This window comes from Actinoplanes awajinensis subsp. mycoplanecinus (assembly GCF_001509495.1).
GTDB lineage: Bacteria > Actinomycetota > Actinomycetes > Mycobacteriales > Micromonosporaceae > Actinoplanes > Actinoplanes palleronii.
The window spans coordinates 59,301-81,843 of the sequence record NZ_LLZH01000277.1; the positions used below are offsets into that span (position 1 = coordinate 59,301).

Consider the following 22,543-nt stretch of genomic DNA (forward strand, 5'->3'; position numbering starts at 1 on the left):
GTCGGCCCTGTGGAGATCTGCACATGATCGCCCGGCGTTCCGCATTTCCCGCCCAGGCGAAGATCTCCTCGGGTACGGATTTCCGACAGCGTCGCCACCCGGCCGGTGTGACACCTTCGGCGCATGCACCGTCGTCACTGGATAGTCGCCGCCGCCCTGGTCGTCTACCCGGCCGGCGTGGTGCCTGCGCCGGCACACGCCGCGGACCCGCCGCCGTTCGCGCTCAACGTCGACTTCTCCGACGCGGCCACCGCCCCGGCGCCCGGATACGTCCGGGACTCCGGCGGCGCGTACACCGCGGCCCGCGGTTACGGCTGGATCGACCTCGGCGAGGGCACCCCGGCCGACCTGACCGGCAACGGCCGCAACCGCAACCCGGCCGCCGGGCAGAGCGACCCGCGGCTCGCCACCCTCATGCATGCCCAGCTTCCCGCCGGGTCGGCCGGCGTGCACACCCCGGGCGCGTGGGAGGCGGCCGTGCCGAACGGCGTCTACACGGTGACCGTCGCGGTCGGTGACGCCGGTACCGCGGTCGACAGCGTGCACTGGGCCAATGTCGAGGACCAGAACGCGATCGCCGGGTTCCGCCCGACCGCCGCGGTCAAGTTCGCCACCGCCACCCGGACCGTGCGGGTCACCGACGGCAAGCTGACGCTCAGCCCGGCCGGGGGAGTCAACACCAAGTTCGGCTACATCGACATCGCGAGCGTTGCAGGCTCCGGCGCTTTTCCTTCGGTACGCACGAGCAGCCCGCCCAACGGCGCCACCGGCGTGTCACTCACCACCAGCGTGGTCGAGGACCTGGTCCTGCCGAACGGCGGTGTCGCCGCGTCCACGCTGACCGCGTCCACCGTGACACTGACCAGGCTCAGCACCGGCGCGCCGGTGCCGGCCACCACGATCACCAGCGGCGGCGGTGACGTGATCAACCTGTCGCCGACCGGCCCGCTCGCCGCGAACACCGCCTACCGGTTCACCGTCACCAGCGGGGTCACCGACGTGACCGGCGCGCCGTTCCTCCCGTACTCGATCGTCTTCACCACCGGCGCGGGTGGCACCCCGGGCGGGCCGGTCGCCTTCGACAAGACCGTCGGCGTCGCCACCGGCGCGTCGTTCACCACGGTGGTCAAGGGCCCGGACGGGCGGCTCTACGCCGGCACCCTGGACGGGTACCTCCACCGCTTCCCGATCAACGCGGACGGCACCCTCGGCCCGGCCACCGTGATCGGCACGGTCCGGGCCAACGCCACCGCGCTCGGCCTGCCCGGCGCACCGGCCCGCACCGTGATCGGGATGGCGTTCGACCCAGCGTCCACCGCGTCCGCCCCGATCCTCTGGGTCACCGACAACTACGAGTACGTCGGCCCGCTCGACGTGCCCGACTGGTCCGGCCGGATCGGCAAGCTCACCGGGCCCGACCTGGGCACGTACACGCCGGTGGTGACCGGGCTGCCGCGCTCGGTCAAGGACCACGAGACGAACTCGCTGGCGTTCGGGCCGGACGGAGCGCTCTACCTGACCCAGGGCGCCAACAACGCGATGGGCGCCGCCGACGCGACCTGGGGCAACCGCCCGGAACGCCTGCTCAGCGCGGCCGTGCTGCGCCTCGATCGGGCGAAGTTGCCAGCCACGTTGCCGCTGGACGTGCAGACCTACGACCCGTACGCGGCCGGCGCGCCGCTCACCCTCTACGCCACCGGGGTGCGCAACGCGTTCGACCTGGTCTGGCACCGCAACGGTCACCTCTACACGCCGACGAACGGCTCGGCCGCGGGTGGCAACACCCCGGCCACCCCGGCGACGCTGCCCGCCTCGTGCGCCCGGCGCGGCTACACCGGCCCGGCGGTCCCGGCGCTGACCAGCGTGCCGACCGCCGAGACCGACTACGTGTTCGACGTGAAGCCGGGCCGGTACTACGGCCACCCGAACCCGGTCCGCTGCGAGTGGGTGCTGGCCGGTGGCAACCCGACCAGTGGTGTCGACCCGTTCCAGGTGCCCGCGTACCCGGCCGGCACCGCGCCGGACCCGAACCTCGACCTGGCCGGCATCTACGACGCGGGCCTGCACGCCTCGGCGAACGGCGCGATCGAGTACCGCGGTGGCGCGCTCGACGGCAAGCTGCTGGTGGTCCGCTACTCCGACGGGCAGGACATCGAGACGTTCGACGTGGCGGCCGACGGCACCCTGTCCGGCCGGACCACCGGGATCACCGGGCTGACCGGGTTCAGTCAGCCGCTCGACGTCACCCAGGACCTGGTCACCGGCAATCTGTACGTCACCGAGCTCGGCGCCGGCCGGATCACCCTGCTGAAGCCGCGCCCCTGATACTACGGTTGACGTTATATAACGGCGACGGTACTGTCCCGGATCATGCAGGAGCCGACGTTCTTGATCCTCACCGCCCTGGCGGCGGAACCCACCCACGGCTACGGCGTGATCCGCGCCGTCGAGGAGTTGTCGCAGGGTGAGGTGGTGCTGCGGCCCGGCACCCTCTACGGCGCCTTCGACCGGCTCACCGAGCAGGGCCTGATCGTGGTGGACCGGGAGGAGGCGGTCGACGGCCGGCTCCGGCGGTACTACCGGCTCACCGAGTCGGGCACGGCGGCGCTGACCGCGCAGGTCCAGCGCCTGCGCCGCAACGCCGACGCGGCGGCGTCCCGGCTACGCCTGGCGTTCGACGGTGTTGCGTTCGACAGTGCCGCGTTCGGTGGTGCCGGCCTCGGGGGAGCCGGCACCACCGTCGGTGGTGTCGCGTGAGCGCCGGGCTGGAGCGCCGGTATCGGTGGTTGCTGCTGGCGTTTCCCCGGGCCTACCGGGAGCACCGCGGCGTCGAGATGCTCACCACCTACCTGGACCTGGCCGCCGCGGGCGGCGGCCGGCTCGGCCGGCGGGAGTCGGCCCATCTGATCCTTTGCGGACTGCGGCAGCGCTTCCGGCTGCCGGCCCGGCGGCCACTGGCGTGGGTCGGTGCCCTGCTGGCGGCGGTGGTGCTGGGCGCGTTCGGCGCCGCGGCCGGCACCTGGACCGGCTGGCAGACCGCCACCGCCATCCCCGCCGACGGGAATCTGCGCGATCTCAACGCGGCGGCCAGCGGCATCACGGCGCCCACGCTCGTCGCCGTCTATCCGGACGACTCCTCGGCGATCCAGGGCCCGAGCGCGCTGGCGCGGACGTTCGGTCCCAGCGACTACTCCGCCGAGCGGATCCGGGCCGCGCTGACCGCCGACGGCTGGCGGATCACGTCGTTCCGGGACGAGGCCGGAGCCACGATGGCCTTCCCCAGTGACACCGCGGTGGACATGGTGAGCATTCCCACCACATTCGTCTATTACACGGCGGTCAAGGACGGTCTGAAGCTCTCCGGATCCGGCGACGTCGTGACCGGCACCGAACTCGGACTGGCCGGACAGACCAGCTTCGGCACCATGGTCTGGCCGGTCGAGGCGGCGGCGGTCCGCCCGCTGACGCTCGCCGGAGCGCTCGCCGGTGCCCTCGCCGGATGGCTGCTGGCCGCGGCGTTCGCCCGCCGGATGCGTGCCGACGACCGGCGGCGGCGCTGGTCGGCGACGGTGTTGTGCGCCGCCGGGTTCGCCGCGGTGGCCGTCCCGGCCTACCGCCTCTACTGGGACGCCTATCAGGTGCTCGCCTACGCCCACGGCTCACCGGAGCCATATGTCGTCTACAGCCCCACGATCAGCTTCCCGATCCCCGCCTACGCGGCGCTCGGCCTGCTCGCCGCCCTAGCCGTCGCCGCGGGGATCCGGCGCCGGCCGCCCCACCGCGAACCGGCGCCATCCGTCGCCCGCTAGCCGGGCGCCGGCAGCTCGTCGAGCAAGCGCAGCGCCCGGTGCACATGCCCACCGCTCGCCGCGAGGGCACGCTCCGCCTCCTCCGCGCTCGCCCCGGCGATCAGCGTCACCACCGCCACTTTCGCGTCGCCGCCGGCCTCGAGCAGTGCCTCCCGGCACTGTTCCGGGTCGGCGCCGGTCGCCTCGGCCAGGATCCGCAGCTGACGATCCCGGAGCTTGGCGTTGCTGGCCAGCATGTCGGTCATCAGGTTCGAATACGTCCGCCCGAGCCGCACCATGGTCGCCGTCGAGAACGCGTTCAGCACCAGCTTCTGCGCGGTGCCGGCCTTCATCCGGGTCGAACCGGTCAGCACCTCCGGCCCGGTGTCCGGCGCGATGTGCACGTCGACGAGGGGCGCGATCGGGGAGGCCGGGTTCGCCGAGACGAGCACGGTGCGCGCGCCCCGGGCCCGGGCCACGATCAGCGCGGCCCGCACGTACGGCGTACGCCCGCTCGCAGTGACCCCCACGACCACGTCTCCCGCGGCGACGTCGGCGACCACCGCCTCCCCGGCGTCCTCGTCGTCCTCGGCGGCCTCGGACGGGTTGGTCAGCGCCCGGGTCCCGCCCGCGATGTGCGCCACCACCCGCCCCGGTTCCAGGCCGAACGTCGGGATCAGCTCGGCCGCGTCCAGCACCGCGATCCGCCCGGACGTGCCCGCGCCGACGTAGTGCACCCGGTGCCCGGCGGCGAGCGCGGCCACCGCCAGTTCGACCGCGTCGGCCAGCTCGGGCAGCACGCCGGCGACCGCGATCGGCACCTGCCGGTCCTCCGCGTTGATCAGGTGAAGCAGCTCCAGCGAGGACATCCGGTCGATCGTGGCGCTGTGCGGATTGCGTTGCTCGGTGCGCGACAGCGGCGCCTCACCCGAGGAACCGCGCGGATCGCCCGGAAGGCCCGGAGAGGAGCCCGGCGGCGTGCGTGACAGTGGTACCTCGTCGACCGGCCTCACCCGCGCCTCCGGTCGGTGATCGCGGAGTAGGTGACCTCGAGCGCGGTCCGGGTCGCCTGATAGGTGCGCTGGGCGACACCGACGAACACGCAGTCGATGACGGTCAGCTGGGCGAGCCGGCTGGCCATCGCGCCGGAGCGGAACGTGGTCTCCCGCGCCGCGGTGGTCAGCACCAGGTCGGCGACCCGGGTGATCGGCGACTTGGGGAAGTTGGTCAGCGCGACGGTCCGCGCCCCGCGCCGTCCGGCCTCGGCGAACGCGTCGATGGTGTCGCTGGTCGTGCCGGTGTGCGAGATGCCGAACGCTACGTCCCGCTCGTCGAGCAGCGCCGCGCTGGTCAGGGCCAGGTGGGTGTCGCTCCAGGCGTACGCGATCCGGCCGATCCGGAACAGTTTCTGCTGGAAGTCGGTGGCCACGAACGCGCTCGCGCCGACGCCGTAGATGTCCACCCGCCGCGCGTTGGCGACCAGGCCGACGACCTGCTCCAGCACCGCGATGTCGATCTGCGCGGCGGTCTCCTCGACCGCCCGGGCGTCCGCGAAGGCGATCTTCCGGACCACCTGGGCCAGGTCGTCGCCCTCGCCGATGTCGCTGCCCACCACCGGGTCGTCCGGATCGGAGCGCCCGGCCTCACCGGCCAGGGTCAGCCGCAGCTGCGAATACCCGTTGAAGCCCAGCGCCCGGCAGAACCGGATCACCGTGGTCTCGCTGGACCCGGCCCGCTCGGCCAGGTCGGTGATGGTCAGCCGGGAAGCGGTGGCCGCCTCCTCGATGATCACCCGAGCCACCCGCTGCTCGGCCGGCGAGAGTGACGGCAACAGACCGCGCGCCCGGACCGTGGTATCCGTCATGAAAAAAATCTTCCTTTGCTCGGCCTCGGTGGTCAATATTCTTCACCCATGAGCACGACGATGGTGGTCGGGGTGGATGCCGGGGCCACGAGCACGCGATGTGTGGTCGCCGATCTCGATGGCACGGTGCTGGGCCGGGGCACGGCCGGCGGGGCGAACCGCAACAGCAGCGGGGGCGAGGTCAGCGCGTCCCTCACGGCCGCGTTGGGCGCGGCATTGCAAGCCCTTGATCGTACGAAGGTGAGCTGCGGCGTGCTCGGCGCGGCCGGTTCGGCCGGTGCGGGACGGGCCGCGTTCCGTGCCGCCGCGATCAGGGCCTGGGCCGACGCGGGCCTGACCGGTGAGCTGGTGACGGTGACCGACCTGGAGGTGGCGTACGCGGCCGGCACCGCCGAGCCGGACGGTGTCCTGCTGCTCGCCGGGACCGGCGCGCTCGCCGCCCGGTTCGCCGCCGGGGAGCTCTCCCGCCGCAGTGACGGCTACGGCTGGCTGCTCGGCGACGAGGGCTCCGCGGTGTGGATCGCGGTGCGGGCCCTGCGCGCGGTCCTCGCCGCCCTGGACGGCCGCGGCGAGCCGACCGCGCTGCTGGCCGCGGCCTGTGCCCACTTCGACGTGCCCGACCTCCTGCCGCCGGCCCGCGATCCCGTCGACGACCACGACCTCCGGCCGCCGGCCCGCGTTTTCGTCGACGCGCGCGCTCTGCTGCCGCCGGTCGGTGACGACGTGCGGTGTGAGGACGTCGCTCAGGGGCTTATCGCGGCCACCTTCGCCGTCCCGCCCGCCGCGCTCGGCGGGTTCGCGCCCGCGGTCAGCGCCGCCGCCGAGCGCGGTGACCGGGTCGCCGAGCGGATCTGCGCGGCGGCCGCCGAGCGTCTGCTGCACACCTTCGACAGTGTCGGGCCGCCACCCGGCGCTGCCGTGGTGCTGGCCGGTTCGGTGCTGCTCAGCCCGGGTCCGGTCAGCCGGGCGGTGCGTGCCGGACTGCTGGCACGCACCGCCGCGACTCCCCGGACGGCGCTGGACGGCGCCGCCGGGGCGGCCGGGCTGGCCATCGCCCGCATCACCGGAGCCCCCGTGCCGCCGGTGGTGCACGCGAGGCTGACTCACGCCCCGGACCGTGGATAGAGCAGGTACTTGCGCCGCTGCGCCTCGAACGCGGCGAGTTCGCCGGACCACGCGCCGACGACGTCCGCGACCGAGCCGCCCGCGTCGATCGTGGTGCGCAGCCGGGTCGACCCGGTGAGCAGGTCGATCCAGTAGCGGCTGCCGTCGAGCCGCCAGCGGAACGCCGCCTCCTTCCGTGCTTCGACGAGCATCCCGACCGCCGTACGAATGGGATCAAAAGCGGTCCGGTCCACCACCTTGACCTCGACCCCGGCGCACAGCTCGCCGACGAACTTGTTGAAGGTCGGCGTGAAGTACGCCTCCCGGAACGCCACGCCCGGCAGGTTCAGCGCGGCGACCCGGTCACCCCAGCGGTAGTCGAAGCCCGGCCCGCCGATCAGCTCGAACGGCCGGGTGGTGCCGCGCCCCTCGGACAGCGCCGAGACGCCCTCGAACATCCCGGTGCCGGGGTAGACCAGTGCGGTGTCCGGGGTGGGCACGTTCGGACTCGGCAGCACCCACGGCAGGTCGAGCCCGCCGGTGAACCGCCGCGCGTCCCAGCCCCGGCAGGTGACCAGTTCGAGGTCGACCTTGCCGCCGAGGAACTCGCCGTTGTAGAAGCGGGCCAGCTCACCGACGGTCATCCCGTGCTGCTGGACGAGCTTGAGCCGGCCGACTCCGGAGGTGAAGCCGTCGGTCATCATCGGCCCGTAGGCGCGCCCGCCGATCGGATTCGGACGGTCGAGCACCAGGTAGCGCAGGCCGAGCCGGGCCGCGGCGGCCATCGAGTCGTAGAGCGTGTAGATGTAGGTGTAGAACCGGGCACCGATGTCCTGGATGTCGAAGACGATCACGCGCACCCCGGCCGCGGTGAACATCTGCGCCCACGTGTCCACGGTGGCCAGGTAGGCGTCGTAGACGGTCAGCCCGGTGCGGGCGTCGACGCCGGCGCCCTCGCTGCCACCGGCCTGCGCCGAGCCGCGGAAGCCGTGCTCGGGGCCGAAGATCCCGCCGATGGTCACCCCGTCGGCGTGCATCCGGTCGACCAGGTGCCGGTATTCGCGGTCCACGGCGGTCGGATTGGCGACGATCCCGGCCCGCTCGCCCCGCAGCGCCGCCCAGCTGTCCGCCGCGAGCCGATCCATCCCGGTCAGCAGCCGCTGGGCGGGTTTCGCAGCACCGATCGACAGGCCGGCAGCGCCGCCCAGGGTCGCGCTGAGCAGTCCGCGGCGCTTCACGGCGTGCTCCAGGTCAGACCGTGTCCGTACGGATAAAGTCCCGGAATCGCCACGGGCAGCTTGCCGCGCGGGGGAGTGATGCCGAGCAGCACCTTGGCGAGCGACCGCATCGACACTCCGGTGTAGCTGTAGGTGGCCAGGTAGGTGCGGACCCCGGGCAGCTGGGTGAGGTCGTAGGGGTTGCGCACCGCGACCACCAAGATTGGCTTACCGGTGGTCAGCAGCGCCGCCACCAGTGCCTTCTGTCGCCCGGCGGTGTCAAGATTGGTGAGCATCACGGTCACGTCGTGTGTCCGGGCCGCGGCCAGCACGTCGTCCGGCTGGTCGGTGACCAGCGCGTCACCGCCGAGCGCCCCGGCCAGCGCCGCGACGTTGCCGGTGGCGCTGGAGTTCCACCCGGTGACCAGCACCGACTTCCCGGGGCCGAGCGGCAGCAGACCCGCGTCGTTGCGGATCGCCGTGACGGTGCGGTCGGTGACGGCCTGGGCCACCCGCAGGTGCCCGGCCGAGCCGATGCCGGTCGCGTCGACCGGCTGCCACGGCGTGAGCAGGCCGCGCTTCTGCTTGAGGGTCAGGATCCGCCGCACCGACTCGTCGATCCGGGCCTCGGTGAGCTCGCCGGACGCGACCGCGTCGAGCACGCTGCGCTGGGCGAGGGGCAGGTCGGGCGGCATCAGCAGCTGGTCGACGCCGGCCTTGAGAGCCAGCACCGGTACCCGCTCGTCGCCGTACTTCTGCCGGACCGCGGCCATTTCGAGGGAATCCGTGACGATCACGCCCCGGTACCCCAGTTCGCCGCGCAACAGTCCGGTGATGATCGGTTTCGACAGGGTGGCCGGGTCACCGGACGGGTCGAGCGCGGGCACCACGATGTGCGCGCTCATGATCGCGTCGACCCCGGCGGCGATCGCGGCCCGGAACGGCGGCGCGTCCACCCGCTGCCACTCCGCACGGCTGTGCGTGATCACCGGCAGGCCGGTGTGACTGTCGGTGGCGGTGTCGCCGTGCCCGGGGAAGTGCTTGGCGGCGGCCGAGACGTTCGCGCCGGTCTCGAACCCGAGCACCTGGCTCGCGGTGAGCGCGGCGGCCAGGCTCGGGTCGCTGCTGAACGAGCGCACCCCGATCACCGGGTTGGCCGGGTTGACGTTCACGTCGGCGTCCGGCGCCCAGGCCTGGGTGATCCCGGCCGCGCGCAGCTCGGCGCCGGTGACCTGCCCGGTGCGGTACGCGTCGGCCGGGTTGCGCCCCGCGCCGAGCGCCATCCCACCGGGGAACTGCGTGGCCGGCGCGGGCATCCGGGTGACCACGCCGTGCTCCTGGTCGGTGGAGATGCTCAGCGGGACGCCGGGCGCGGCCGCCTGCAGCCCGTTGCTGAGCGCGGCGATCTGCCGGGGGTTCTGCAGGCTGTTCGTCCAGGCGAAGTAGATCACGCCGCCGAGCTGGTATCTCGCGACGACCTCGGCGGGGGTGTCCACGCCGTAGAGGCGGCGGTTCTCCGGCGACGGGGTGTTCGCGTCGCTGCCGTAGACGTACGTGGTGAAGAGCTGGCCGACCTTCTGCGGCAGCGTCATCCCGGCCAGCACGCGGTCCACCGGTGACGCCGCGGCGGCCGGGAGCGCAGCGGTCACCGCGCCGCCCAGGGCCGCGACGGCGAGAAGAGCTACGGAACGCGTGCGCATGGTTTCGGAAGGTAGCCGGATCCGCGGGTCATGGCAATAACCTTCGCCCCCCTTGCGAGTCGTGAAGGAAACCTCCATTCTCAACGGATCGACGTATAGAGGGGCGTTGATGATCAAGCTGTGGTTCGCACTGCCGATCTGCGCGATCGCCTGCGTGATGGCCGGTTCGCCGGCCGCCGCCGCGCCCGCGAGCGCGCCGGCGGTCACCCCTGCTGACCTGGTGTTCCGCCACGACGTGCTGCGCGCCGGGACCGCCCGGCAGGCCGGGCTGCGGCCGGAGCCGATCGCCGCGCTGCCCGGTCTCACCGCGTCCTACCTGGCGCCGAAGCCCGATCACCCCGACCACCCGGCATACGCGGGGGCTGCCGTGCTCGCCGCTCACCATGGGATCGTGGTGTCGCGGTTCGCCGTCGGTGACGCGGTCCGGTACACCGCGGACGCCGGCGGGATCGTCGAACTGCCCCCGGACCAGCGTGTTCCGGCCCGTACCGACACGCTGTGGGACCTCGCCTCGATCTCCAAGCTGTTCACCACGATCGTGGTGCTGCAGCAGGCCGAGGCCGGGCGGGTCGACCTGGACGCGCCGGTCGCGAGCTTTTTGCCGGAGTTCGCGGCCGGCGGCAAGGACGCCGTCACGGTCCGACATCTGCTCACCCACACGTCCGGGCTGCCGCCGTTCCTGCCGTTCTACTCGCGGTACGCCACACCCGCCGAACGGTTCGCCGCCGCGCTGGCCACCCCGGTGGTGGCCGGCTCCACCCCGGGCGGGCAGTACGCCTACTCGGACATCGGGCTGATCGCGCTCGGCGTGCTGGTCGAGCGGATCACCGGCCGATCACTCGCGGACGTGGTCCGGGACGGGGTGACCGTTCCGCTCGGGATGGGCGACACCGGCTACACCCCCGGGCCGGCCCAGTTGGAGCGGGTCGCGGCGACCGAGTACCAGCCGTACGTGAAACGGGGTGTGGTCCGGGGTTCGGTGCACGACGAGAACGCCTGGTCGCTCGGGGGCGTCGCCGGGCACGCCGGGGTCTTCTCCACCGTCGACGACCTGGCGATCCTCTGCCAGACGCTGCTCGACGGCGGCAGTTACCGGGGCCGGCGGATCCTGTCCGAGGCGATGGTCCGGGCGGCGCTGGTCAACTACAACGCCGACCTGCTGCCGCGGTTCCCGGACAGCGCGCGGGGGCTGGGCTTCGAGCTGGCCAAGCATCTCTACATGGACGGGATGGCCTCGCCGGTCACTTTCGGCCACACCGGGTTCACCGGCACGTCCGTGGTGATCGACCCGCTCGACCAGTCGTTCCTGATCCTGCTGAGCAACCGGGTGCACCCGGACCGGGGCTGGGGCACGAACACGGTCGCCCGCGCGGCTCTCGCCCGTACCTTCGCCTCGGCCCACCCGGCCCGGATCCCACCCGGCGGCGAACCATGGCGGACCGACCGGCGCGACAGCGCCGCGATGACCTTGACCGCTCCGCTGCGGCGCGCGGCAGGCGATCACGCGCGCGGTTCGTTCCTTCTCTGGTACGACACGCAGCCCACCGCCGACACGCTCGCCCTGGAGTCCTCGCCCGACGGCGTGACCTGGACACCGGTGCCGATGACCCTGCACGCGGGCCGTGCGGAGTTCCGCAGCGACGGCACGCTCACCGGTTTCGGTGGCCGTCGCTGGTGGCGGGTCACCGCCGACGTGCCACCCGGCGCCACGGCCCTGCGCCTCGCCTACCGCACCGACGCCGCCGCACAGGGCCGCGGCGTGCTGCTCGACCAGCTCCGCGTGGTGGAAGCCGGCGCGATCCTCATCGACAGCCGGACCACGTTCGCCGCCAACGGCTGGACCGTGGACGCAGCCGGAGACGGGACCACCTCACACTTGGGAGCGGAGACATGAGTTCTGCCATCAGCCGGCGCGGGCTGCTCCAGGGCGCGGCCGGTGTCGCCGCCGCGAGCGCCCTGGGCGGGTGCGCGATGGGCGGCGCCGACGACGACGGCACCACACCCGATGCCAAGGGTTCGACCAGCGCCGACAACCCGCTCGGCGTGAAGGAGGACGCGCCCCTCGAAGTGGTCATCTTCAACGGCGGCTTCGGCGAGGAGTACGCCAAGGCGCACGAGGCGATGTACGAGCAGCGCCACCCGCAGGCACACGTCAAGCATTCGGCCACCCAGCAGATCGCCGAGACGTTGCAGCCCCGGTTCGTGGCCGGCGACCCGCCGGACGTGGTGAACAACTCCGGCAGCAGCCAGATCGACTTCAACGGCCTGGTGTCGCAGGGCGCGCTCACCGACCTCGGTGAGCTGCTCGACGCGCCGAGCCTTGACGACCCGGCGACGAAGGTCCGCGACACCCTGCTGCCCGGCATCGTCGACGTCGGCTCGTACGACGGGAAGTTCCTGTCGCTGAACTACGCCTACTCGGCCTACGGCGTCTGGTACTCGCAGAAGCTCTTCGACGCCAAGGGCTGGGAGTACCCGAAGACCTGGGACCAGATGATCGCGCTCTGCCGGACGATCAAGGCGGCCGGGATCGCGCCGTGGACCTATCCCGGCGTGCACGCCCGCTACCTGAGCTGGGCGATCCTCGCCTCCGCCGGCAAGCTCGGCGGCCTCGACGTGATCAAAGCGATCGACAACCTGGAGCCGAACGCCTGGAGACACGACGCGGTGAAAACGGCAGCCGAGGCGTACTACCAGCTCGCCGTCGACGGATTCCTGCAGCCGGGCGCCGAGGGCATGGACCACATCCAGTCGCAGACCGAGTGGTGCCGGGGGCACGCCGCGTTCCTGTCCAACGGGTCGTGGCTGGAGAACGAGCAGAAATCGGTCACTCCGCCGGACTTCCGGATGACCGTCGCGCCCACACCCAGCCTGACCACGAGCGACACGATGCCGTACGAGGCGTTCCGCGGCACCGGCAGCGAGCCGTTCATCGTGCCGGCCAAGGCCAAGAACGTCCGTGGTGGCCTGGAGTACCTGCGGATCATGCTCTCCCAGAAGGGCGCCGCCGACTTCACCCGCAAGGTCAGCAGCCTCACCGCCGTGCAGGGTGCCAGCGCCGGCATCCCGCTCGGCCCCGGACTCACCTCGGTGACGAAGCTGATCGACGCGTCGAAGGGCAGCGCGTTCACCTGGCTGTACTCGTCGTACTACCGCAAGCTGGAGCGCGAACGGGTCAACGCCGCGTCGCTCGAGCTGTTCACCAAGCGGATCACCGCGGCGCAGTGGTGTGACAAGGTGCAGAAGTCCGCCGACGAGTTCGCCAAGGACCCCGCGATCAAGAAATACAAGCGGGCCTAGGTGCGTGGCAAACGGCTGTTCATCGCCGTCTTCCTGATCCCCGGCCTGCTGCTCTACGCGCTGTTCGTGGTCTCGCCCTACGCGCAGGCCTTTCAGATCTCCGGGACGGACTGGAGTGGGCTGTCACCGTCGTACGAATTCATCGGTCTGGAAAATTTCCGTCGTCTCGTCGGCGATGGCTATTTCTGGAACGCGCTGCGCCACAACGGACTGCTGCTGGTGCTGCTGCCGGTGGCGACGATCCTGCTCGGGCTGTTCTTCGCCTCGATGATCAGCGTCGGTGGCCGCGCCGACCGGGTGGGTGTGCACGGTGTCCGCGGCGCCGGCTTCTACCGGGTCGTCTACTTCTTCCCGCAGGTGCTGTCGGTGGCGATCATCGGCGTGCTCTGGAAGGAGATGTACGCCCCGCACACCGGCATGATCAACGGCCTGTTGCGCGGCGTGGGGCTGGACGGTCTCGCGGTCGCCTGGCTCGGTGACCCGCGGTTCGCGTTCTGGTGCGTGCTGACCGTGCTCATCTGGATGAACGTCGGCTTCTACGTGGTCCTGTTCAGCGCCGCCATGCAATCAATACCCCGTGACCTGTACGAAGCGGCCCTGCTCGACGGCGCGACCCGGCTCACCACGCTGGTCCGGATCACCGTGCCGCTGGTCTGGGACACCATCCAGGTGGCCTGGGTCTACCTGGCGATCGTGGCCATCGACGGGTTCGCCATCGTGCAGATCATCACGGACGGCGGGCCCAGTTCGTCGTCGGACGTGGTCGGGCTGCGGCTCTACAAGACCGCGTTCGCGGACGGCCAGTTCGGTTACGCCTCGGCGATCGGCGTCGCGATGTTCTTCCTGACCCTGACGGTCGCCGCGATGTTCCTGCGGGTCACCCGCCGCGACCGGGTGGAGTTGTGAAGGGCCGCTCGGTGCCGGCGCTCTCCCATGTTTTCCTGATCGTGTGGGCGCTGCTGACCACTCTGCCGCTGGTCTGGGCGGTGCTCAGCTCGTTCAAGAGCGACAACGAGATCCTCACCGATCCGTGGAGCCTGCCGTCCCGGCTGCGCTGGGAGAACTGGTCCCGCGCCTGGAACGACGCCCACATCGGCCAGTACTTCCTGAACAGCGCGATCGTCGTCACCGGCGCGCTGACCCTGACCATGCTGTTCGGCGCGATGGCCGCCTACGTCCTGGCCCGCTATCCGTTCCGCGGTCACCGCGTCGTCTACTACCTGTTCGTCGGCGGCATGATGTTCCCGGTCTTCCTGGCGCTGGTGCCGCTCTTCTTCGTGGTCCGCAACCTGGGTCTGCTCGGCACCCTGCCCGGCCTCACCCTGGTCTACGCGGCCTACTCGCTGCCGTTCACGGTCTTCTTCCTCACCGCGTTCTTCCGCACCCTGCCGACGTCGGTCGCCGAGGCCGCGCAGGTCGACGGCTGCGGCCACTTCGGCCTGTTCTTCCGCGTGATGCTCCCGATGGCCCGCCCCGGCCTGGTCGGCGTCGGCATCTTCAACTTCCTGTTCCAGTGGAACCAGTACGTCCTCCCGATCGTCCTGATGCAGGGCGAAGGCGCGGAACGAAAGTGGGTCCTCGCGCAGGGCCTGACCGCGCTGGCGGTCAACGAGGGCTACCGAGGCGACTTCAGCGGCCTGTTCGCCGGCATGACCATAGCCATGCTCCCGGTGATCCTCGGCTACCTGCTCTTCCACCGCCAGGTCCAAAGCGGCCTGGCCGCAGGTCAACTGCGTTGATGGTACGAAGGGACGCCCACCCGCCCGCAGGCCACAAGCCCCGCTCCGCCCGTGAGGCCCCGCCACGCCCGCCCCACTCCAGACCGCCCCGCGCCTCCCGGCCCGCGGCTGGCTGCGCGACGCCCGTCGCCACTCCAGACCGCCGCGCGCTTCCGGGTCCGTGGCTGGTGCTCAGGGGTGCCTCCCGGGCATTGAGGCACCCCTGAGCACCAGCCGCCGACCTCCCGCCGGCGCCACGGCCGGCCCTACGACGGCAACCGCCGTCGGCGCTCGCCCCGTCGGCGCTCGCCCCGGGGCCCGAGCTGCGGCAATACCACGATGCGCGCTCGCCCGACCCGATCGGCGAGCGGCGGTGGTGGTTAAAACAGGCACGAGACAACCAGGGGCGCTCGCCAAGACCGTCCGGCGAGCAACGGTGGTGGTTATGGGGGGCTCGTGACCACGATGGGCGCTCGCCGAGCGGCGGCGGGTGCTTCCCAGCCGCCATAACGGCCGCCATAGCCAGCCGCAACCGCCGGGCTGGTTCTAGCGGCCCTTATGGCGCTCGGATAACGGCCGCCACGGCCAGCCGCGGTCGCCCGGCTGGTGCTGAGGGCCGTTATGGAGGGCGGATAAGGGCACTCAGGGCCAGCTGGAGCCTTCCGGCTGGTGCTGAGGGCTGTCATGGCGGGGCTGAGGGGACCGTGAGGGCCAGCCGGGTCGTGACGCGCGCTGGTACCGCCCCGGGACGCGGAACATCGCGGGCACCACGACGTACCGTGTGCTCGCATCGCCCCCGACGACCCGGACCGGACCACCTGCCGGGAACACCGCCCACCTCGCGGGACGACCGCGCCCGGCTGCGGTCGCGACCGGCGCGGCGGACTGCGACCACCGGCTGCCTTGCCTGGCAAGCCCCAGCCACCCACCACGACCGGCGCAGCGGACCGCGACCACCGGCTGCCTCGCCTGGCAAGCCCCAGCCACCGATCACAACCGGCCCAGTGAACCGTGACCCGGCACCCGCCGGCACCTGCCGTCAGCCGGGGCCGGCGGCTTGCAGGGAGTGCGGGTGCCCGGAAGTTCTGATCTCGTGCGCTACCTGCAGGACCAGGTTCTCCGCTGCGGCGAAGCCCGGGGCGTGCCCGAGGTGTTCCCGGCGCGCGTCGGAGCGGGGCCGGGCCACGACCGGGGTCGGCTTGCTGCCGTTCTTGCGGGCGCTCGCCACGAACGGTGTCGCCGCCAGCGAGCAGAGCCACCACGCGCCGTACCAGAGCAGGACCGGCGACACCAGGACCACGCAGATCAGGGACAAGACCAAGGCGAGCAGGCCGATGATGTTGTCCCCGGCGTCCGGGAGGAACAGCATCTTGCTGACCCGGCGCGGCAGCCACGGCCGCCAGGCCACCCGCCGCCGGAAGACCTGCCACATGCTGCCGTCCGGCGCCTGCACCAACACCGATCTCATCGATCGCCCCCTCTGTGCCGCGGGCCAGGCTATCGCCCGCTACGGACCACCGCGGAGCCAGGCGTTGGTTCAGGCGGTTAGGTTGGGCGGGCGATGTGCGTGCTCACCGTCGTACCGAAAAGGGGTTTTTGTGCGGGTGCTCTATGTCAGTGACCTCGGGTATGAGGCGCGGGGGCGGCGGTATGGCGACGAGGACATCTATCTGACCGGGCGGCTGCGCGAGGGCTTCGACCTGGCCATCTGCCATCCGCTCGACGCGCGGGCGCTGATGGCCGATTTTGACGTGGTGGTCGTGCGCAACAGCGGTCCGGTGCTGGCCTACCAGGCGGAGTACGACGCGTTCCGGGCCGCCGCGATCGAGGCCAAGGTCCGGGTGTTCACCGAGCTCAGCGGCAAGGGGGACATGGCAGGCAAGCAGTATCTGCTGGACCTGTTCGCGGCCGGCTTCCCGGTGATCCCGACCGTGGACCGGCTCGCGGATCTCGGGCTGCTGCCGGTGACCGATTCCTACGTCGTCAAGCCGAAGTTCGGTGCGGACTCGGTGGGGCTGACGTTCGTCGACCGGGCGGGGCTCGACCGGCTGACCGTCAACGGTCTGCTGGTGCAACCGCGGATCGACTTCCGCTACGAGGTGTCGTTCTACTTCGTCGGCCACGAGTTCCAGTACGCCCTGTACGCGCCGGACCCGGCCCAGCGGTGGGTGCTCGAACCCTACGAGCCCACGCCCGCCGACCTCGTCTTCGCGCAGCGCTTCATCGACTGGAACGACATCCGGCACGGCATCCAGCGCGTCGACGCCTGCCGCACCCGTGACGACACGTTGCTGCTGGTCGAGCTGGAGGACCTCAACCCTTATCTCTCCCTGGACCGGATCAGCCCGGCGGCCCGCGACCGGTTCGTGCGCAGCATGGCGGCCGGGATCGAGCGGCTCGCTGAGGTCTCGCCATGAGCGCGATCCCCGCACCCACCGACCGGCTCGCCTTCCGGCAGATGACCGCGGACGACCTCGACGACATGGCCGCACTGCTCGGCGACCCGGTCGTGATGCGCCACTACCCGCGCCCCAAGACCCGCGACGAGGCGCTGGCCTGGATCGAGTGGAACCAGCGGCTCTACCGGCAGGCGGGCTTCGGGCTCTGGCTGGTCACGCTCCGTTCCACCGGCGCGTTCGTCGGCGACTGCGGCCTGACACCCCAGGAGGTCGACGGGACCGTCGAGGTCGAGGTCGGCTATCACGTCCGGACCGATTTTCAGGGTCAGGGGTACGCCAGCGAAGCGGCCGCCGCCTGCCGCGACCACGCGCGCGACGTGCTCGGCTCGCCGCGGCTGATCGCGATCATCGACCCGGCCAACCGGCCGTCCCAGCGGGTCGCCGAGAAGATCGGCCTGAGCCACGAGCGCGACTCGGTCTACCGTGCCACCCAGCCGGTCCGGATCTACGCGGCGGTGTTATGACCCGCCGAGCCGGCTGGTGAGCCGCCCCCGGATGTGGCCGATCAGCCGGGACAGGTCGCGGCAGTAGACCGACGGGTGCCGGAAGCCGGAACCGGGTGTGTACCGGTGCGCGTAGTGCCCGCCCCCGCACACCTGCACGACCGGGCAGCTCCGGCACGTGGCGGCCAGCGCCCGTACCCCGATCTGCCGGGCCGCCACGGCCGGGTGCCGCAGCGCGTCGTCGAGGTCGTTGTCCCAGACGCTCAGCCCGGTCTCCGGCGCACCCGGGTACGTCGTCTTCAAGCTGTCGGTCTGCTGCAGCGAGCCGTCCGAGTCGACCACCAGGAACGCCGCCGGGCTCAGCCCCACCTGCTCGCACCGGCTGCCGCCACCGAGCAGCAGGCTGATGATCTCCTCGAAGAGCACCACCCCGGTCTCCCGGGCCGGCGCGTCGAACCAGCGATCGAAAACGGCCATCAGCCAGTCGGCGTAACCGTCCGGGCCGAGCGGCGGCTGCGCCCAGTTCGCGTGCGGCAGCAGCAGGTCGATCCGCGGCGGCCGGAACTCCAGCAGCGCCTCGTACGTGGCGACCGGGTCGTTGCGCAGGTCGACCACGCAGAGCACGCCGCTGAACAGGTCCCGGTGCTCGTCCCGGCTCAGCAGGCGCAGACCACGGACGGCGGCCGCGTGGCTGCCGCGCCCGTCCGGATAACGCCGATGCCGGTCGTTGCCGGTCGCGTCGCCGTCGAGGCTCACCCCGACGCGGATCCCGGCGGCCCGCAGCGCGTGCAGCATCGGCTCGTCCAGCAGCACCGCGTTGGTCTGCAGCGACAGGTCCACGGTCACGCCGTCCGGCACGGCCGCCCGCAGCTCCGCGGCGATCGCGGTGATCCGGTCGACTCCGGCGAGCAGCGGCTCCCCGCCGTGCAGCACCACCCGGATCCGGCCGAGGCCGTGCCGGGTCACGTGCTCGGCGATCCGGGTCGCGGCCCGGGCCACCGTCGCCGGACTCATGAACACCGGCCGGTCCCGCCAGGACTGGTCCGGCGAGCTGTAGATGTAGCAGTAGTCGCAGGCCAGGTTGCACCGCTGGGCGATCTTGAGGATGAACTCCTGGAACGGGACCGGCCGCCAGCCGGACGCCTCGAGCTCGGTCACGGCGAGGAGGTCACCGGGCCACTCGCCCATCCATGTCCTCCGCCGGTTCCGCAGCACTGCCCGAGCCCGCGTCGCCGCGTCTCCGCCGGAGACGATAGCAACCGGTGACGATGCCGCTGGTCAGACGATGTCCGCTCAGGCGAACAGCGGTCGGCGAGCACTGGTCGGCCTCTGATCGGCCTCGTGCTCGCCGCCCGGCGCCGGCCCTGCTCGCCGAGCCGGCGATGCCGCTGGTCAGGCGAACAGCTGGGTGCCGTACCGGGTCACCACGAGCAGGGCCAGCGCGAGCAGCCAGATGGTGACCGCGAGCGCGTCGAGGTCGGTGGCGATCGCCGACCGCAGCACCGAACGCAGCCGGGCCGGGACCGGCAGGTTCCCGTCCCGCAGGTTCACGTGGGTCAGCGTCGCGAACACCAGTGTCGTCGAGACGGTGACCAGCAGGCACCACGGGCACAGCGCCCCGATGTGGAACATCGCCTGGTAGAACAGCCAGTACGCGAAGAGCACGCCGAGCGTGTAGACGCCCTGCGCCGCGCACATGAACCAGCGCGGGAAGCGCACCCCACCCAGCGCGGCCACGGCGATCGTGATCACCACGGGTTCGGCGACCAGGCCGAGGAACGCGTTCGGGAAGCCGAACAGCTGCGCCTGCCAGGACTGGGCGACCGTGCCGCAGCTGATCACCGCGTTGATGTCGCAGGACAGCGCGGTGTGCGGATCGGCGGCCAGGCGTACCGCGTCGACGGCGAGCACGAACGAGGCGAGCAGGCTCAGGCACGCGGAGAACAGCATGGTGCCGAAGATCCAGCCGTTGGTGTGCCGGAGCCGGCGCACCGCGATCACTGCGTACCCGTCGCTGCGATGATCGCCTGGGTGAGCGGCCCGGCGGTGTAGAGGTCGCCGGTGAAGGCCGTGCCGTTGATCCGCACGGTGGGTGTGCCGGTGATCCCGGCGTCGAAGGCGGCCTTGGTCGACCGCGCGATCCACGGCTCGAAGATCCGGTCCGGGAACACGTCGACGACCTGCTGCGGCACGCCGGCCTGCTGGGCGAGTTCGGCGATCCGGGCATCGGTCAGTCCGGACTTGCCCTCTTCCGGCTGGTTCGCGAACAGTGCGGCGCTCAGCGCGGAGAGCTGCGCGGGTGCCCGGTCGGCCACCGTGACGACCGCGTTCGCCGCCCGGGTCGAGTAGCGCGAGCCGTCCGACATCCGGTCCAGGAACGCCAGCGGGTGCAGTTCGAGGCGGACCGTACCCGCCGCGACCAGCTTGTCGATCTCACCGCTGTCGGCCCGCTCGAAGCGCCCGCAGTAGGGGCACATGTAGTCCAGGTACACCTCGAGCCGCACCGGCGCGTCCGCCTGCCCGACGGTCAGCGCTCCGCCCGCGGTGGCCCCCTGCGGCACGACCAGCGCGCCACCGCTGCCGTCGCTGCCGCCGGCCGCCTTCACCACGGTGATCACGATCGCCAGCAGCAGTCCGACAATGATCAGCGTCCCGCCGATCAGGACCGGTCGCCGCCGGCCCCTTTGCGCCGCGATCGCCTCCTGCGCCTTCCGCAGTTCCCTGGACCGATCCCGCGCCTGCCCACCCACCGGCTCCACCCTCTCGCCGCGCCCGTTCTGTCACGGTCCAGCGTGGTCAAGAGCGGGCGAGGGGACCAAGGCGAGAGGTCCGGACATGAGGGGACTTTCGACCCGTGGTCCTCCGTCGGAGCAGGGCGCGGAACTGAGCCGTCGCCGGAACACGAGCGGGCGGTCTAGAGCGACCAGACCGTGCGTACCGAATCGGCCAAAGCGACGCCCTGCCGGAGCCCCGCGCGGACCGAGACCGGCCGCCGCGTCGGGTCCATGAAGTTGGTACCGAACGCCTCGAGCGACGCCTCGTCCGGCTCGATCAGCAGGCTCTTCGCGGCACCGGCCGCGGCGATCTCGTCGTGGATCCGATCGCGCCCCAGCGTCGCCAGCGGCGCGATCACCACCAGCCGCTCGGCGCCGGCGGCCAGGTCGGCGGCCGCACCCAGCCGCACCCCGCCGTCCATGTAGCGCCGCCCGTCGATGGTGACCGGCGGCATCATCCCGGGCACCGCGCAGCTCGCCGCGACCGCGCTGAGCAGCGACACCCCGGACTCCGCACCGAGAGCCACGTCCCGCCCATCGGCGGTGTCCACGACCACCAGCCGCAGGTCCCGCGCCGGCCAGTCCCGGACCGGCAGCAGCGGCTCCATCCGGGCCAGATACGCCTGCTCGTCCTGGGTGCTCGCGGCCAGCGCCATCGCACCCACCCGCGCGCGGGCCTGCTGGGCCGGCACCGCCGGGTCGACGAGCACCGCCATCGCCGCCAGCCACTGTGCGTTACCGCGACCCCGGCCGCCGGACCGCGCCGGCGCGACCTCCTGCTCCTGCTGCGCCACCGCCGCCTCCAGGTCGGTACCGGCCGCGACCACGGTGCCGACGACGGACCCGGCCGACGTACCGATGATGGTGTCGGCGTCACTGAGGGTGACGCCGGCGCGCTGCAGGCCGCAGAGCAGACCGAGATGCCAGGCGATGCCGGTGACGCCACCACCGCCGAGAACAAGAGCCTTCGTCATGATCCAGACGCTAACGACCCGCCGCGGGCGCGACAACCCCGGCAAGCCACCTCCCGATCCGCGGTCCGCTGCCGGACCGCTGCCCCTTCCGCTCCGCACTCTTGGGTACGGAGGGGAGCGGGCGGGGTGTCGCTTTCGGCCAGTGGCGGTCGCTTTTGGGTGTCCCGTCGGCGCTCGTGGTCCGGCGCCGTGCGGTTCTGCGTGTCCCGTCGGCGGGGCGTGCGCACCTGCGGTCAGGAGCTCGCGACGTGCCCCGGGGTTGCCTGTTCGTGTGCGTCGGCAACGGCGGCGCCCGCTTGTTCGCGCGTGCCGGGAGCAGCGGTGCGTGCCTGTTCGTGCGTGCCGGGGGCAGCGGTGCCTGCCTGTTCCTGCGCGCCGGGGACAGCGGCGCCGGCTACGAGTCCCGCCTCCGCTGCCGCGACCTGCGCCTCCTGCAGCACCACTCGTTCCGGGCGTCCGGACTGCCGTGACACCGCGGCGACATCCTCGAATTCCGGCGTGACCTGCAGGATCACCCCGCCCCGCGAACCCACCTTGACCGCGACGCGCCCGCCCGGCACCCGCACCGGCACGAACCGCCGATCCAGCGGCGTCTTGACCCGCGCCGACTCCCGCACCCCGAGCGTGCTGGTGCTCGCGAAGATGTAGCCCCGCAGCCGTTCCGCCAGCTCCGGCGCGCACAGCACCGACAGCGTGTGCGCGGGCCGCCCCTTCTTCATCAGGATCGGCACCAGCCAGGCGTCAGCCGCCCCGGCCGCCATCAGCCCCGCGAGCACACCCGGCCACAGCCTCGGGTCGAGATCGTCGACATTGGCCTCCAGCAGCAGCGCCGCCTCCGCCCGGGGCCCGCGGTCCGCGTGCGGCCCGGCGGCTTCCTGCGGTCCGGCCTCCTCTGCCGGTCCGGCGGTTTCCTGCGGTCGGGCATTCCTTGTCGGTCCGGCGGCCCGTGCCGATCCAACGATCACTCGCACGACGTTGGCCCGTCCGACCCGGTCCCGCCCGCCGGCACCGACTCCGACCGCCTCCACCGTCATCGTCGGCAGATCCACACATTCCGCTGCCAGCGTCCGAACCAGTGCCATCCCCGTCGGCGTCGCCAACTCACCGAGCGCACCCACGTCACCCGGCCCGCCCGCGGACACCCGCCATCCGATCGCCAGCTCCACCACCGCCGGGACCGGAACCGGCAACTCCCCGTGCGC

General features: G+C 72.0%; 20 protein-coding genes. 10 read left to right on the forward strand and 10 right to left on the reverse strand.

Going from position 1 to position 22,543, the window contains the following annotated elements:
* The first annotated feature begins 123 nt into the window (after positions 1–123).
* From ADL15_RS27295 to ADL15_RS27305, 3 genes are read left to right on the forward strand one after another with little or no spacing between them, the layout of a single operon-like run.
* Positions 124–2,325 carry an Ig-like domain-containing protein gene (locus ADL15_RS27295; protein ID WP_067697126.1) on the forward strand — a complete coding sequence of 734 codons (2,202 nt, stop codon included), beginning with the start codon at positions 124–126 and terminating at the stop codon, positions 2,323–2,325.
* A gap of 45 nt (positions 2,326–2,370) precedes the next feature.
* Positions 2,371–2,757 carry a PadR family transcriptional regulator gene (locus ADL15_RS27300; protein WP_067697127.1) on the forward strand — a complete coding sequence of 129 codons (387 nt, stop codon included), beginning with the start codon at positions 2,371–2,373 and terminating at the stop codon, positions 2,755–2,757.
* Positions 2,754–3,809 carry a hypothetical protein gene (locus ADL15_RS27305; RefSeq protein WP_067697128.1) on the forward strand — a complete coding sequence of 352 codons (1,056 nt, stop codon included), beginning with the start codon at positions 2,754–2,756 and terminating at the stop codon, positions 3,807–3,809. The genes ADL15_RS27300 and ADL15_RS27305 overlap by 4 nt, the downstream gene beginning before the upstream one ends.
* Here ADL15_RS27305 and murQ read toward each other — a convergent pair.
* Positions 3,806–4,705, reverse strand: a complete 900-nt coding sequence (gene murQ / locus ADL15_RS27310; protein WP_067697176.1) for an N-acetylmuramic acid 6-phosphate etherase — start codon at positions 4,703–4,705, stop codon at positions 3,806–3,808. The genes ADL15_RS27305 and murQ overlap by 4 nt on opposite strands.
* 92 nt (positions 4,706–4,797) lie before the next feature.
* A complete protein-coding gene (locus ADL15_RS27315) occupies positions 4,798–5,652 on the reverse strand; it encodes a MurR/RpiR family transcriptional regulator (RefSeq protein WP_067697129.1) in 855 nt (284 codons plus the stop codon).
* Positions 5,653–5,700: 48 nt separating this feature from the next.
* Here ADL15_RS27315 and ADL15_RS27320 point away from each other — a divergent pair, with 48 nt between their 5' ends.
* Positions 5,701–6,777: an N-acetylglucosamine kinase gene (locus ADL15_RS27320; RefSeq protein ID WP_198171039.1), complete on the forward strand. Its 1,077-nt coding sequence runs from the start codon at positions 5,701–5,703 to the stop codon at positions 6,775–6,777.
* Here the strand turns inward: ADL15_RS27320 and ADL15_RS27325 are convergent.
* Positions 6,756–7,994, reverse strand: a complete 1,239-nt coding sequence (locus ADL15_RS27325) for an exo-beta-N-acetylmuramidase NamZ family protein (RefSeq protein ID WP_232344359.1) — start codon at positions 7,992–7,994, stop codon at positions 6,756–6,758. The two genes, ADL15_RS27320 and ADL15_RS27325, sit on opposite strands and share 22 nt — an antisense overlap.
* On the reverse strand, positions 7,991–9,673 hold the full coding sequence (locus tag ADL15_RS27330; protein WP_067697134.1) for a glycoside hydrolase family 3 protein: 1,683 nt from the start codon (positions 9,671–9,673) through the stop codon (positions 7,991–7,993). Before ADL15_RS27330 ends, ADL15_RS27325 begins: the two co-directional genes overlap by 4 nt.
* Positions 9,674–9,782: 109 nt before the next feature.
* Between ADL15_RS27330 and ADL15_RS27335 the strand changes: the two genes are divergently transcribed.
* From ADL15_RS27335 to ADL15_RS27350, 4 genes are read left to right on the forward strand one after another with little or no spacing between them, the layout of a single operon-like run.
* Positions 9,783–11,567, forward strand: coding sequence for a serine hydrolase domain-containing protein (locus ADL15_RS27335; protein WP_067697137.1), 1,785 nt, complete (start codon positions 9,783–9,785; stop codon positions 11,565–11,567).
* A complete protein-coding gene (gene ngcE / locus ADL15_RS27340) occupies positions 11,564–12,973 on the forward strand; it encodes an N-acetylglucosamine/diacetylchitobiose ABC transporter substrate-binding protein (protein WP_198171040.1) in 1,410 nt (469 codons plus the stop codon). Before ADL15_RS27335 ends, ngcE begins: the two co-directional genes overlap by 4 nt.
* Positions 12,974–13,879, forward strand: a complete 906-nt coding sequence (locus ADL15_RS27345; protein ID WP_067697139.1) for a carbohydrate ABC transporter permease — start codon at positions 12,974–12,976, stop codon at positions 13,877–13,879.
* Entirely contained in the window at positions 13,876–14,712 is an 837-nt protein-coding gene (locus ADL15_RS27350) for a carbohydrate ABC transporter permease (protein WP_083971799.1), read from the forward strand. The genes ADL15_RS27345 and ADL15_RS27350 overlap by 4 nt, the downstream gene beginning before the upstream one ends.
* A 1,018-nt stretch (positions 14,713–15,730) precedes the next feature.
* Here ADL15_RS27350 and ADL15_RS27355 read toward each other — a convergent pair.
* A complete protein-coding gene (locus ADL15_RS27355) occupies positions 15,731–16,159 on the reverse strand; it encodes a hypothetical protein (RefSeq protein WP_157441633.1) in 429 nt (142 codons plus the stop codon).
* 130 nt (positions 16,160–16,289) lie between these two features.
* Between ADL15_RS27355 and ADL15_RS27360 the strand changes: the two genes are divergently transcribed.
* Both ADL15_RS27360 and ADL15_RS27365 read left to right on the forward strand, forming a co-directional pair.
* Positions 16,290–17,108 carry an ATP-grasp domain-containing protein gene (locus ADL15_RS27360; protein WP_067697142.1) on the forward strand — a complete coding sequence of 273 codons (819 nt, stop codon included), beginning with the start codon at positions 16,290–16,292 and terminating at the stop codon, positions 17,106–17,108.
* A complete protein-coding gene (locus tag ADL15_RS27365; protein WP_067697145.1) occupies positions 17,105–17,614 on the forward strand; it encodes a GNAT family N-acetyltransferase in 510 nt (169 codons plus the stop codon). The genes ADL15_RS27360 and ADL15_RS27365 overlap by 4 nt, the downstream gene beginning before the upstream one ends.
* Here ADL15_RS27365 and ADL15_RS27370 read toward each other — a convergent pair.
* From ADL15_RS27370 to ADL15_RS27390, 5 genes are all read right to left on the reverse strand, one after another.
* Complete coding sequence (locus ADL15_RS27370) at positions 17,609–18,781, reverse strand: FxsB family cyclophane-forming radical SAM/SPASM peptide maturase (RefSeq protein ID WP_067697147.1); 1,173 nt, start codon at positions 18,779–18,781, stop codon at positions 17,609–17,611. The two genes, ADL15_RS27365 and ADL15_RS27370, sit on opposite strands and share 6 nt — an antisense overlap.
* 204 nt (positions 18,782–18,985) lie before the next feature.
* Positions 18,986–19,594 carry a vitamin K epoxide reductase family protein gene (locus ADL15_RS27375; protein WP_067697149.1) on the reverse strand — a complete coding sequence of 203 codons (609 nt, stop codon included), beginning with the start codon at positions 19,592–19,594 and terminating at the stop codon, positions 18,986–18,988.
* A complete protein-coding gene (locus ADL15_RS27380; protein ID WP_067697182.1) occupies positions 19,591–20,343 on the reverse strand; it encodes a DsbA family protein in 753 nt (250 codons plus the stop codon). Before ADL15_RS27380 ends, ADL15_RS27375 begins: the two co-directional genes overlap by 4 nt.
* Before the next feature lie 164 nt (positions 20,344–20,507).
* The gene (locus ADL15_RS27385) at positions 20,508–21,341 is read right to left on the reverse strand and encodes a patatin-like phospholipase family protein (protein WP_067697151.1); all 834 of its coding nucleotides are present in this window, start codon (positions 21,339–21,341) and stop codon (positions 20,508–20,510) included.
* A 233-nt stretch (positions 21,342–21,574) separates the two neighbouring features.
* A partial coding sequence (locus ADL15_RS27390; protein WP_157441634.1) for a LarC family nickel insertion protein occupies positions 21,575–22,543 on the reverse strand: 969 nt, incomplete at its 5' end.

Coding starts and splice junctions, on each gene's coding strand:
- ADL15_RS27320 (WP_198171039.1), top strand. CDS start 5,701: ATGAGCACGACGATGGTGGTCGGGGTGGATGCCGGGGCCACGAGCACG.
- ngcE (WP_198171040.1), top strand. CDS start 11,564: ATGAGTTCTGCCATCAGCCGGCGCGGGCTGCTCCAGGGCGCGGCCGGT.
- ADL15_RS27365 (WP_067697145.1), top strand. CDS start 17,105: ATGAGCGCGATCCCCGCACCCACCGACCGGCTCGCCTTCCGGCAGATG.
- ADL15_RS27300 (WP_067697127.1), top strand. CDS start 2,371: ATGCAGGAGCCGACGTTCTTGATCCTCACCGCCCTGGCGGCGGAACCC.
- ADL15_RS27335 (WP_067697137.1), top strand. CDS start 9,783: ATGATCAAGCTGTGGTTCGCACTGCCGATCTGCGCGATCGCCTGCGTG.
- ADL15_RS27330 (WP_067697134.1), bottom strand. CDS start 9,673: ATGCGCACGCGTTCCGTAGCTCTTCTCGCCGTCGCGGCCCTGGGCGGC.
- ADL15_RS27385 (WP_067697151.1), bottom strand. CDS start 21,341: ATGACGAAGGCTCTTGTTCTCGGCGGTGGTGGCGTCACCGGCATCGCC.
- ADL15_RS27315 (WP_067697129.1), bottom strand. CDS start 5,652: ATGACGGATACCACGGTCCGGGCGCGCGGTCTGTTGCCGTCACTCTCG.
- ADL15_RS27370 (WP_067697147.1), bottom strand. CDS start 18,781: ATGGGCGAGTGGCCCGGTGACCTCCTCGCCGTGACCGAGCTCGAGGCG.
- ADL15_RS27295 (WP_067697126.1), top strand. CDS start 124: ATGCACCGTCGTCACTGGATAGTCGCCGCCGCCCTGGTCGTCTACCCG.
- ADL15_RS27355 (WP_157441633.1), bottom strand. CDS start 16,159: ATGAGATCGGTGTTGGTGCAGGCGCCGGACGGCAGCATGTGGCAGGTC.